Source organism: Imperialibacter sp. EC-SDR9, assembly GCF_902498805.1.
In the GTDB taxonomy this organism is placed as follows: domain Bacteria; phylum Bacteroidota; class Bacteroidia; order Cytophagales; family Cyclobacteriaceae; genus Imperialibacter.
On sequence record NZ_LR701590.1, the window covers coordinates 81495 to 93098 of the forward strand.

The window sequence follows — 11604 nt, forward strand, 5'->3', positions numbered from 1 at the left end:
GTAGGGTGTAAGTGTCAGTAGGTTTATTGAGCTTTTGTTTTTGCCTCTTCCTGTTCGAGCGTTTCTATATGGGCATTTAGCTCAGCAGCTGTCCATGGCACTACACGACCTTGTGAAGTCACTCTCGTTCCTCCCACAAAGCGGCCACTGATGGCACTGGCGCTATTGCCCCACTCATTTCTAATATAGGTCAAAATAGTGGCAATGCTTCTGTCGTCCAGGGTCGAATGTGCGGGCATCACAGGAAGTATCTCAGGCGTGTTGTATGTTTTTCCAGCTACCTCGATTGGCCCCTCAATTCCATGTAATATAATCAATGCCAGGCGCTTGTCACTACCCGTCACCCATTCGGAGCCAGCCAAAGGAGGTGCAAAACGGCTTATTCCAGCGCCGTCGGTGCCATGGCAGCCGGCGCAGGTGGTAAGGTAATTTTGCCGACCAAGAGCAAATGCTTCTCGTTCCTGATCATTTAACGTGTTTCCTACAGCTTGTGCTATGGCTTCCACTTTATGTCCCGGCCACTCAAACATGGCATTTAGTGAGGCAAGCTTTGACGCTTCGATGACAGTCTGAGGCTTAGTGAGAATGATGGGGGCGGAAGCCAGCTTTATGGGGCCTTTTTTGCTGGCACTGCTTTGCTGAATTGCCAAGCCTGTCAGTACTGTTTTTTCCTTCCAGCCAAATGCTGCTTCGGTCACATTCAGCATCGCCAGAAGTGCACCGAGCTCCTTTGAATCTCTTTTGTTTACAATTGAGGTGGTAAGCATTTCAAGAAAAATCTCCTTCGGTTGAGAAGGGTTTTTCCAAGCGGGAGATTTCCAAAGCCTCTGTAGGAAGCTGAATTCTTCGTTTTCAAGGCTGCTCATCACAGCATCACGAATCAATGGTGAATCGGAGTGGCGGGAGACAATGCCCTCCAGAATTTGTTGCGAAATGTTGGGTGACAATGCATCGGCGCTTAGAGCGATTTGCAGCACTTGTTCAATGTTAGCGGTCTCATGGCTGTTTATCAGTGCAGCCTCCACCTTTTTCTGAATGGCAATATTTGCTGAGGCTATGGGCTCCAGAATTCTTAACGCTGTTGCCTGAATCAGCGAACTTTTATCCGACATAAGACTGATTAGAAGGTCAGTGTCGCTTTGGTGAAGTCCTTCCATTGTCCAAAGAGCGTGGAATCTTGCGAGGTCGTTGACATTGCCTGTGGCAACGGCCTTAAGCGCCGGAGCGACATCCGAGTTGTTTCGCTCAACCAAAAGACGCTGGGCCATGTCTCTTTGCCAGCCATCAGGATGAGAAAGAAGTTTGACTAGTTGATCTGAAGGTGTTTGAGATAGCCTTTGGCTGGCTGACGGCTGCCAATCGTCGGGCACCACCCGCCATATTCTTCCCATATGAATAGGCTGCTCCAGTTGACGCTCCAATGTTTTTTCTTTCAAATAGGGTGTGGCATACTTTCCGTCCTGGATGATGCCGTGGTACATGTCCACGATATACATTCCTCCGTCCGGGCCTGGGGCGATATGCACTGGCCTGAATCTTTCGTCAGTAGAGGCAAGAAACTCAGTGCCGGGATGTGGGTCAGTAGCGCTCAACATTATACCACTTTCGCTCACAACATTTCTTTTAATAAGATTACCGGCCGGCTCGCACACAAAAGCATTGCCGTAATATTCCTTAGAAAAAACGGTGCTCCGCAAAACCATCGGAGAACAGGCTGCAGTAAACTCTATCAGCTTTTCACTGTCGTCCAGCGTGCCGGGAATATACCCCCTGTTGACGGCAGGTGTGGATCGAATCGGATACACTCTTCTGTCGATGGTAAGTCCGTGGTCGATACCGGTAGATGGTTTGTGGTTTTTGTTACGGCCTAGATAATTGGGAGGTACAAGATCAGCATGCAGTTGCGACCAGTTGTAATTATAAAAAAGCCGACCCTTGTCATCGTGACTTACTCCCCACTGGCCACGAAATTCGGTGCTGTCTCTTACCCATTCTTCATTTACCAACCGGTAGCGCAATCTCGACTTCACGTTGTAATACCAGTTGTCGGTATTGAGAAGCAGGCCGTTGTCTGAGTGCTCAGGCATGCCATTGGAAGCATAGGTTGAATCAAGTAAGATTTTTGAATCTGCTTTAAGGTCGCCATTCAGGTCTTTTGTGGCCCAAAGTGCGTTGTTTTCAGCAACAAGCGCTCCTCCCTTGGTTAAGCCTATTGCCCTGGGCAGCGCCAGGCTGTCGAGATAGACAGTGCTTTTGTCCATGGCGCCGTCTCCATCGGTGTCTTCAAGAATCGAAATCCTTCCAAGTTTGTCATTTTCCTCATGGCCCTCAATGTCAGTCATGTAGCCCCGCATTTCGACCACCCACAACCTGCCGTCTTCATCGAACACAGCAAAGACAGGCTCCTGAATCATTGGCTCGCTGGCTACCAGTTGAATCTTCAGACCAGGCTCCAACTGGAAAGTGCCTAGCTGTTCTTCAGGCGTTTTAGCCGATGAATCATCAGTGATCGGCTTGTTAGTGTCGGAACATGCTATGAGGAAAAATGACGAAATAACAAAAGAGAACAAACGGGCCGAAGGCGTTGAATCGCAAAACTTTCTCAAGGAAAATGTATTTTATGTTTAAGCAGGTATAACAGGCCACACAAGTGTATTGGTGTGTGGTTAGCTACAATTTGATACATCTTGCCTGGATACACAAGTATGTTTTACAATAACGGTATGGTAGTGGGAGTACAGATGGGCTAAAAACAGAAAAGGCTAGGACTGCTACCTTAGGCTTTTTCCGTGCTCTCGCCAGGATAAGAGCTACATCGCCCCAGCAGCCTTGATGTGATTTGAGACACCCTGCTTTACTAGTCAATTTCTCATTTCGATGAGAATCCTAAAAAGTAATGAAAGTGACGTAACCAAGGAAGTCACCTCAAAATTCTCTGCAATTGCCTCGCAGACTTAAAGCCACATTGAGATGCAATAAAATCAATAGTGTAATCAGGATTATTGAGAAGCGTTTTTGCCCTCTCTCTTCGAAGCTCAGTTAGATATTCGACAACAGTTAACCCCGTAGACTCTTTAAAAACCCGAGTCAGGTTTCTGGGGCTCATGGCTATCATTTCTGCCAATGCGTCTATCGAGTTTTCATCTCCGATGTTGTTGATAAGAAAATCCTGAACCTCATGAATTTTTGGGTTAATGTGATTTCGAAAATCCAAATAAATGCTTTTTTGTGAGTGCGACTGATCACGCCTGTGATACACCACTAAGCCTCGTGCCACCTTATGAACGAAATGAGGTCCTTTCAGGGCTTCCAAAATTGCAAGCGCAAGGTCGATGCCTGCACTGATGCCTGCACTGGTATAAATATTATCGCTCTTTACATACAGGGAATCCGCCAGCACGTTCGCTTTCGGGAAACGAGCCTTCAGTTCCTCTGTTCGCCTCCAGTGGGTGGTGCATTCTCTGTTGTCCAATAGCCCGGCTTCACCTAAAAAAAAGGCGCCCGTACAAATAGAGCAAGTATTTACCTGGCTGTCGGCACATTGGCTTATCCACTTAAAAAAGTTTTTCTCAGCACCAAACTGTGCACTTCGTAAATAGTCATGGTCCGTGCCAGCCACAAACACGAAGTCGCCTGGCTGCAAATTGGCCAGCTCATAACTTTTTATTGCTCCAAACGCAACACCAGAGGTTGATATAATACCGTCATGATAACTGTAAAATTCAATCTCTGCATCAAGTCCATGCGATTTGGCTTCTATAAAAACCTGCGCAGGCCCTGCAAGATCCAATAGCTCAACAAAGGGAGGAACGATAAAGGCTACTTTCAGCATACCTGTTTTTTTTACCTAAACAAGTTACCGATAATTTCCGGACTCAAATTCACTGGATAGGTACCTGCCAGAAAATATGTTCTTACCAGAAACCTTCCGGGTGAGTCGTTGCCTCCCCATGCTGCCTGCCTTAATGAATAACCGGAAAGCTTCAGCATGTAGTCTTCATGGGCCCGAACGTTTTTTTTTGGATAACATCAATCTTCGGAACTGAAAAACTTGTTTAGTTAATTACGTTCCTGGAATCTAAGCTTCTAAAAGGTTATTCTTTTTGGATTCAGCTTTACGTAGAAGTACAAGGCCAGCAAAACATCAATTGTTGTACAGAAGATATCATAGCCGTCTGGTGCTACTTCGCTTACATGGGGAAAGAGAACATCCCAAAGCCCGTGTAGTGCAAGGCCTATAACCGTGAGCATGTAATTCTTTTTGTAACCCCAATACGCAAACATCAGAAAGAACGATGCCCCTGGAATTGTAAGTAAAAGAGCGTGTGGAGCGATTGAAAATCCTATATAAATAAATGGTATTACCGCCAGGCTCAATGAAGCGAAGAGGTTGAAGTCAATCTTTCGGAATATCTCAGCGAAAGCAATTATCGCCAATGTAGTGCCAAGGCCAATAAGAAAGCTTGTCATATCTTGGTTATTGGATGTTGATAACGACATTTCCTTTTTTGTGCCCTTTTTCAACATAGGCGTGTGCTTCAGCAATTCCCTCCAACGGGTAAGCTCTGTCAATTACTGGCTTGAATTTGCCTGCATCAGTAAGCTCCTTTAGAAAAACAATATCTGCTGCGGTATGATTAATTACACCCGTCATTACACTCTTTTTGCTTGTTAGAGATGTCCACAGCCCCTGAAGCATTTCCGGCATACCCGCCGCACTCAAAATCATTTTTCCGTTGCTAGTGAGCGACTTTAAAGAGCGGGAAACTGATATCGCTTTGACCGTATCAAAAATTAGATCGTAGACTTCACCGTTTTGCGTAAAATCCTCGACTGTATAGTCAATCACTTTATCGGCACCCATAGATTTTACCAAGCCAGTATTCGAAGTGCTGCATACACCTGTTACAATTGCCCCGTACGACTTCGCCAGCTGAACGGCAGCACTTCCAACCGCTCCCGAGGCCCCAACTATCAAAACTTTTTGATCTGCCTTTATCATTGCCTTCTTGATAAAATGTAGGGCTGTGACTCCTCCAAAAGGAATGGCTGCTGCTTCGCTGTGCAAAACAGCAGCTGGTTTTAACGCCAGTGATCCGCCTTCCGGGAGAACGATATATTCTGCGTAAGCACCAAAACTCATATCGGCATGTCCAAAAACCTGATCGCCAGCCTTGAAAAGTTTTACCTGTTTGCCGACAAGTTCGACTTCTCCGGAAAAAACACTGCCAAGTATATTTGTCTTAGGCTTTAGAAGGCCAAAAAATAGCCTGACTGCAAATGGGTCTGCTTTTCGCAACCGCACATCACCTGAATTAACGGCCGTAGCTTTAATTCGCAAAAGAATTTCATTGTCCTTTGGTACCGGCTTAGCCACTTCCTTGATTTGGAGAACTTCCGGAAAACCATACTGAGTGTAGACTGCTGCTTTCATTTTCTTTATTGTGTTATGAGAAAGAATGGAATTGACTCTGTTTCTATTTCAAAATTCTTTGTAGCTGACTGGCCGTTTTTAAACCACACCTGGAGGCCACGTAAGCCAGACTGTTTTCGGGATTCTTAAGAAGAGTTTTGGCCGTCTCTAGACGTACCTGGGTCAAATACCCGCTAACAGAAATTCCGGTTGTTTCCTTGAACACCCGTTTCAGGTTTTCCGGACTCATTTCGGCAACTAGTGCCAGGTTCGAAATAGATGTCGCTCCTGAAAGGTTGTCGACGAGGTAGTTTTGCACGTCGTGAATTTTGATATTCAGGTGGTTTCTGAAGTCCAGGTAAATGACTTCCTTTTTGTGATCGTTATTTCTCAGATAATGGACAAGTCCTCTTGCTACCTTTTGAGTAAAAGGAGCTCCGGCCAAATCCTTAAGAATGGATAAAGCCAGGTCAATCCCTGCGGTGATCCCGCCACTCGTGCTCACGCCAGCGTTCTTGGAATACAAGACATCCGTCAAAACTTTGGTCTGGGGAAAGCGCTGTTGCAACTCGTCTACCCTTCGCCAATGCGTAGTGCATTCCAGGCCATTTAGGAGACCAGCCTCGCCCAATGCAAACGCACCATTGCAAACTGAACAGATGTTTACTTTTCTGTCGGCACAGTCTTTTAGCCAATCAAAGAATTTTTTTTCTTTTCGAAATGCCGGGCTTCGGACATAATTTTGATCCATTCCTGGTACAAAAACATAATCGCCATCCTTTAACTCAGCATCCGAAAAGCTGGCGATGGTTCCAAAACCCAGCCCGCATGTGCTGACCGGGTTGCTCTGAAAAACGTAAAACTCAATGTTGATTTTAAATTGGTAAAACCTGGCTTCGGTAAATACCTGAACGGGGCCGGCCAAATCAAGTAGCTCAACCGTAGGCGGGATAATAAAGGCAATAGTTTTCATCTGTATAAAATTTGTTTTTCAAAGGCCAGATGGAATAGCCAAAGACCTTTCGGAAGTGATGGTCGCCTGTTTGCCGACTTTATTCATTCCGTTGGGTATGGCTCTCCTTATGGCTATTTCATGATTTGTTTTAATTCTCTGCTTGGAATTAGGAAAACGAAGTGGCATTCTTTACCATCAAACTCACACGGTGCTCAGCTTTGTGGCGGTTATAGTGTTTTGATTGCGGCATTGACAGAGCTGACTGTTTTCGTAACAATCGCACGACGCCTGTTTCTGCATTGTGTTGCTGGCGCACCTCCAGCAGGGTCGGGTTATATCGGTTGTAATTGGTAGTTGAAGAGTTTCCGCAGCAGCAACAGTCCTTTCATTCACCGAACTTGCCAGGAGAACTACATCATTTTTATAATTGAACATGATATCACCCACTGGTCTAAATCCAGCCTTTACTATTCCATTGAAAGAGCTTTGATTTTCGGGGGCCGAAATAATCCATATTCTTTCACTGACTTTTTCTTCAGCCTGTAAAATCGTGCCCAGCAGTTGAACATAGTAACCCCTGCCCCGATAAGGCTCCAGTGTTCTGAAATTCCACAGATAAGCATTACCCTTGGGAATATCAATTTCTTTGGATAGTTCTCCGATCCGGGCTTTTTGGCGACCCAACCACCCAAACGAAACTGGCATACCTTTTAACCTCAGCACCCAGGCCTCATTGCCTTCCCGAAACCTTTTCAGAATATCTTGTTCTGTTAGATTCATTAACCTTGCCAGGGTGAGCACATCAAGCTCTCTTTTGACTGAAATATGGTTTTTCCTTTTCGGTGCTGGGTAGTCATCACCATGCCAAAACGTGAATAGTGCCATGTAGAATTTGTGTTTTTATTGTTCGGTTATTTGACCTTCATTCCGACCCCCACCTCGAGGGCGATGTTATTTATGTTGCCGTCCACAAAGTTGATGTCGGACCCTTTGACAGGCCAGGGATAAAGGGGGACATATAGGCGTCCGGTAAAAAAGTATTTTTTTAATCCTCGCTTATGACTATACATTAATCCGTAGTCTGGGCTTAATGCGCTTATGGAGGCACTTACTTTATCAACAGCGGGATTATATACCGTTTCTTTGAAGGCAGTATACTTGGCGCCAATCATCACTAGTAGTGTATGAGTGCTTTTCCTGGAGTAGAAGGTTGTGCCTGCGCCAAACTTTTGATTGAAAGAGTAGTTATAATCGGTTTTTATATAGTTGAAATCTCGCTGAAGAAGGTTGTTAATATTAAAGGAAGTGTGTGAGGCAAGGCTCAGCCGCTTATAAGGGTTCCATTGAATCAGGCCGGCAAGCAGAAGGTCTGTTCCAAAATTGGTGTGAATGCCTATACCCGGTTCGATGGTCAGCGCTCTTGTTGGATGATCTTTCGGTGAGGCTGCCGGCTCACGTTGTGCAAACCCATATGTGGGTGCTAATACCAAGATCAATAGAGGTAAATATTTACTTGTTTTCATATTTTTATACTCGTTATCATTAGTATTTGGATTATCTGTTTTTGAAATAGTAGGTGAGACCTTTAATGACGTTGGGGTTTTTTGAACCCATATGATCCAGGTCATCCTCCGTATTTTTTGATAGACTGATACTCGAATAGTTGTCTCGAAGGGTTTGATAGAATGCTTCAAATGGAGCTTGCATTCTGCCCAGATTCTCCGACTCGCCGATGCCAAGAAATACCAGCTGTGGTTTATCCCTGTTCTTTTCTCTGTATTCTTTTTCCAATAGCAGAGAAACTTCATTATCAAACCAGATAGACGGACTTAGCAGAATGTAATTACCAAACAACTGATTGTTAACGGCCAGAGCACAGGCACCAAACAAACCGCCATACGAGTGGCCCAAAATCGCCCGGCTGTTTCGGGTAGTATCTACACTGAACTCCTGCTCAATTCTCGGAACTAGTTCATTTTCAAGAAAGTATAAGAAATCCCCGCCGCCTCCTGTTGTCGGGCTGATTTTCGTAGGTGTATAGTCCAGCTCTCTGTCATTGCCATAACCTATGCTGACCACCACTACATTCGTTACTGAATAACGATCGGATATTTCTTCGCAATGATTGGCAACGAAGTCAAAATTCTCTTCGCCATCCAGAACATAGATTGAAGAATGCTTTATCCCTGACGAATTATAGTCCAATGGAAGTCCAACTTTTATCTTATAAGTGGCACCATTGAAGGTAGACTGGATGGAGAATTCCCTTGTCAGGCTCGGGTTAAATTCTTCCTCGCTGCACGACGCCAGAAATAGCACAAGCGCACCGACCAGGGCGCCCAGTGTAAGAGTTGTTAGTTTTTGTCTTTTCATAACATTGTCTTTTTGTGATGTCCTTCGACAAGACAAAGGTCAGGCTCCTGATGTTATTCGCCTAGGTCAAGAAGGCGTCATAAAAGGACAACTTAGGCGGCCAGAAAGAGAGGTGTGGAATTGCGCAGAGTAATGAGCCAAAATAGTTTGCGGAGAAGTTGACCCCCGACGCAAAGGGGGCTTTCTATAGATGTTTTGGAGTATGATTTTCCGGGAGACTTGAACACAAAGGAATTGCAATCCGACGTAGCAATGTTGAGCGTATTATCTCTCACAAAGCTTTATTCTTTGTCCACCCGCTGGCGGATCAAACGCTATGTTCTCAAACCAGCTTCCATTATCGTTGATTGGGTATTTTAAAAAAAAGCCAATCATTTCTGATTAGACTTTTGAGTGATCCTGCTGGGATTAAAACCTTATTTTGTTACCTATTGGTAATTAATAAGTTGAAAAATTTGTAATGAATTTGGGTAAAGCACTGGCATAAGTGTGTGGTTCTACCAAAGCTTGGTAATTACTTCAATTCGTCTGATTGGATTATCTGGAGAGGTATTTGTTCCGACAATTGTCAGCCATGATAGGAATTTTGTTGAGTTAGTTGTTAAACATATACCACTGGGTATTTATGTGTTGGAAGTTTCTGGCAATGGATTATTCGAACAAAGTAAAATCTTAATTAACCGATGATATGTGAATCTGATAAACAAAGCGATAGGGCTCTTAATAGCTGCATCCTTTTTTTTCGCTTGCGGTGAAAAAGATGACAATACTGAAAGTGGTGAGCAGGATCAAGACTCGGTTAACGTCGTAGCCGAGCAATGTTTACATTCGGGAGAGCTGAAGCGAGATCTATATGCTTTAGTGTCATTAATCCCCGACGGCGGCGGTTTCAGTTACAAGCCAGGTATTGTAGACACCACTCGCATGCGGCAATATCTGGGTGCCTGGATGCCCTATGTCTGCAATGGCTTCCCGGATAGCCTGAAACAGGAGGGCCTGGAATTGCTGGTAACCATTTCTGACAAAACGGTAGCCGACACCAATCTTAGTGTCTCAACCATTGATTTGGTTGAAGTGGCGCTTTTGAAAGATCAACTGGCTAAAGACCCGAGAAACGGCGACGGTGTGTCAACTGCTGATATTAACATTTCGCAAGTTAAAGATCCGTTTTATACTGGCTACGTCATCAATACAACTTCCGAATGGGAGGCGGTCAGCCAACAAACCGGTGCAACCATGGGAGCCCCTGTAGATTTTGAAAGCCAAACGCTGCTTGGCTATAAGATCATGGTAGGCGGATGCTGGCCGGGAGGCCACGTTGAATTTCGTAGATTCATCCAGAATGCCGAACATCAATTTCGGCTTGATATAAATGTAAAAAGCTATGGACTTTGCCAGGTGGGATACGCCCGCTGGCATTGGGTCACTGTAGATAAACTCACTCCGGAAGATGAGGTTGAGTTCTCTTACAAGCAAGTGGTGACCTCTAATTGAGCATCTTAGCATCTAATAACCTGGACAGAATTTACAATTGAGTTTGCTGGTAGAAATTCAGCTTCCGCCGTCTGCTGGACATGTTTGTGACTTAGAAGGTGGGCAGTTGACCTTTTATGAAACAGCTAAAAGGGAAAAATATCTCCCAGGGTTGCTAGCTCCGACGATTCTGGGCCATCTTCAGACTTTCTTCATTCTCCGTTAAGCCGACAGCCACTTGATGAGATAGAAAATAAAAAAGCCCAAGAAATTAATCTTGAGCTTTTTGAGTGATCCCGCTGGGGCTCGAACCCAGGACCCATACATTAAAAGTGTATTGCTCTACCAGCTGAGCTACGGAATCTTTTAACATTTATTAACCATCAAATAAGGAGGAATTTTGCTTTATTTGGCTGCCTTTCCTTAATTGCGCCCGTAAATGAGGTTGCAAAGGTAGTACTCTATGAATAATTTGCAAAGCTGGCATATAAAAATTTTCTTCTGTTTTTTCGTAAGCACGTTTCTGACCCCAGAATATTCTTCTGCTCAATCAGTTAGCACTGATTTGGTGAAAGCAGATTCATTGTTTGAACTAAAGAAGTACACTGAATCATTCGACGAATATCAACTAGTGTTTGAGGCGGGCATGGCCTCTCCACAAATGCTGATGAAGATGGCCTTTATCAAGGAAGGACTCGATGAGTATCCTGAGGCACTTTTTTATCTGACGAAGTACTATGACCTCACTCACAATAATCTTGTCCTCAAAAAAATTAATGAAATAGCCGAAAAGCAGGGTCTGCAGGGCTATGATGTAACCGACGCTGATTTTTTTATGTCGTGGTACTCGTTGTACTACGATCTCATTCTCACGGCGGTGATGTCCGTGATTTTTGTGCTGCTGCTTTTGCAAGTTTACCGTTTCCTAAAAAAGAAAGGCTTTTCAACAGGCCTCATGACCTGGCAGTTGATATTCGGGTTGTTCCTCATTGTTGTTGTCAATTACCCATTCTCAAAACCGGAGGCCATTATTGTGGAACCAGCCACTTACCTCATGAAAGGCCCTTCTGCAGGTGCTCCTATGCTGGAAATTGTTTCCCAGGGCCACAAAGTGAAAGTCCTCAATGCGGGCCAAATCTGGACCAAGATCCTCTGGCACGATGCCGAAGTGTATGTGCGGAGTGGGAGCTTGAAGCGGTTGGGGTAGATCGAGATAACTTACATCTGGATTTTGCTCATTTTTCGCTTCAGTTCTTTTATTGTCACCAGGCCATTTGATTTTACATGCTCACTGCTACTCCATTCATGTTGAAAAGATGCATTTTCCTAGCAAAGTTAAGTTGTTACTAGTCAAATGTATTGGCTGAAAGGTAAATAATGGGACTATAAT

General features: G+C 44.6%; 10 protein-coding genes and 1 tRNA gene. 2 read left to right on the forward strand and 9 right to left on the reverse strand.

Features of this window, described 5'->3' with window-relative positions; translation table 11 throughout:
* Positions 1-23 precede the first annotated feature (23 nt).
* The 8 genes from GC130_RS17330 to GC130_RS17365 form a co-directional block, all read right to left on the reverse strand.
* A complete protein-coding gene (locus GC130_RS17330) occupies positions 24-2606 on the reverse strand; it encodes a c-type cytochrome (protein ID WP_226940533.1) in 2583 nt (860 codons plus the stop codon).
* A 314-nt stretch (positions 2607-2920) separates the two neighbouring features.
* Positions 2921-3832, reverse strand: coding sequence for a GlxA family transcriptional regulator (locus GC130_RS17335; RefSeq protein ID WP_151999604.1), 912 nt, complete (start codon positions 3830-3832; stop codon positions 2921-2923).
* A gap of 254 nt (positions 3833-4086) precedes the next feature.
* Entirely contained in the window at positions 4087-4470 is a 384-nt protein-coding gene (locus GC130_RS17340; protein ID WP_151999605.1) for a DUF6010 family protein, read from the reverse strand.
* 7 nt (positions 4471-4477) lie between these two features.
* Positions 4478-5434, reverse strand: a complete 957-nt coding sequence (locus tag GC130_RS17345) for an NAD(P)-dependent alcohol dehydrogenase (protein ID WP_151999606.1) — start codon at positions 5432-5434, stop codon at positions 4478-4480.
* A 43-nt stretch (positions 5435-5477) separates the two neighbouring features.
* Positions 5478-6386: a GlxA family transcriptional regulator gene (locus GC130_RS17350; protein ID WP_151999607.1), complete on the reverse strand. Its 909-nt coding sequence runs from the start codon at positions 6384-6386 to the stop codon at positions 5478-5480.
* Positions 6387-6569: 183 nt separating this feature from the next.
* Positions 6570-7253: a hypothetical protein gene (locus GC130_RS17355; RefSeq protein ID WP_151999608.1), complete on the reverse strand. Its 684-nt coding sequence runs from the start codon at positions 7251-7253 to the stop codon at positions 6570-6572.
* Positions 7254-7279: 26 nt separating this feature from the next.
* On the reverse strand, positions 7280-7996 hold the full coding sequence (locus GC130_RS17360) for a hypothetical protein (protein WP_151999609.1): 717 nt from the start codon (positions 7994-7996) through the stop codon (positions 7280-7282).
* The gene (locus GC130_RS17365; RefSeq protein WP_151999610.1) at positions 7923-8741 is read right to left on the reverse strand and encodes an alpha/beta hydrolase; all 819 of its coding nucleotides are present in this window, start codon (positions 8739-8741) and stop codon (positions 7923-7925) included. The genes GC130_RS17360 and GC130_RS17365 overlap by 74 nt, the downstream gene beginning before the upstream one ends.
* Positions 8742-9431: 690 nt before the next feature.
* Between GC130_RS17365 and GC130_RS17370 the strand changes: the two genes are divergently transcribed.
* Complete coding sequence (locus GC130_RS17370; protein WP_151999611.1) at positions 9432-10235, forward strand: hypothetical protein; 804 nt, start codon at positions 9432-9434, stop codon at positions 10233-10235.
* Positions 10236-10505: 270 nt separating this feature from the next.
* Here the strand turns inward: GC130_RS17370 and GC130_RS17375 are convergent.
* A tRNA-Lys gene (locus GC130_RS17375) sits at positions 10506-10578 on the reverse strand.
* A 204-nt stretch (positions 10579-10782) separates the two neighbouring features.
* On the opposite strand from GC130_RS17375, the gene GC130_RS17380 reads away from it, so the two are divergent.
* Positions 10783-11421, forward strand: a complete 639-nt coding sequence (locus GC130_RS17380; RefSeq protein WP_151999612.1) for a hypothetical protein — start codon at positions 10783-10785, stop codon at positions 11419-11421.
* Positions 11422-11604: the final 183 nt, after the last annotated feature.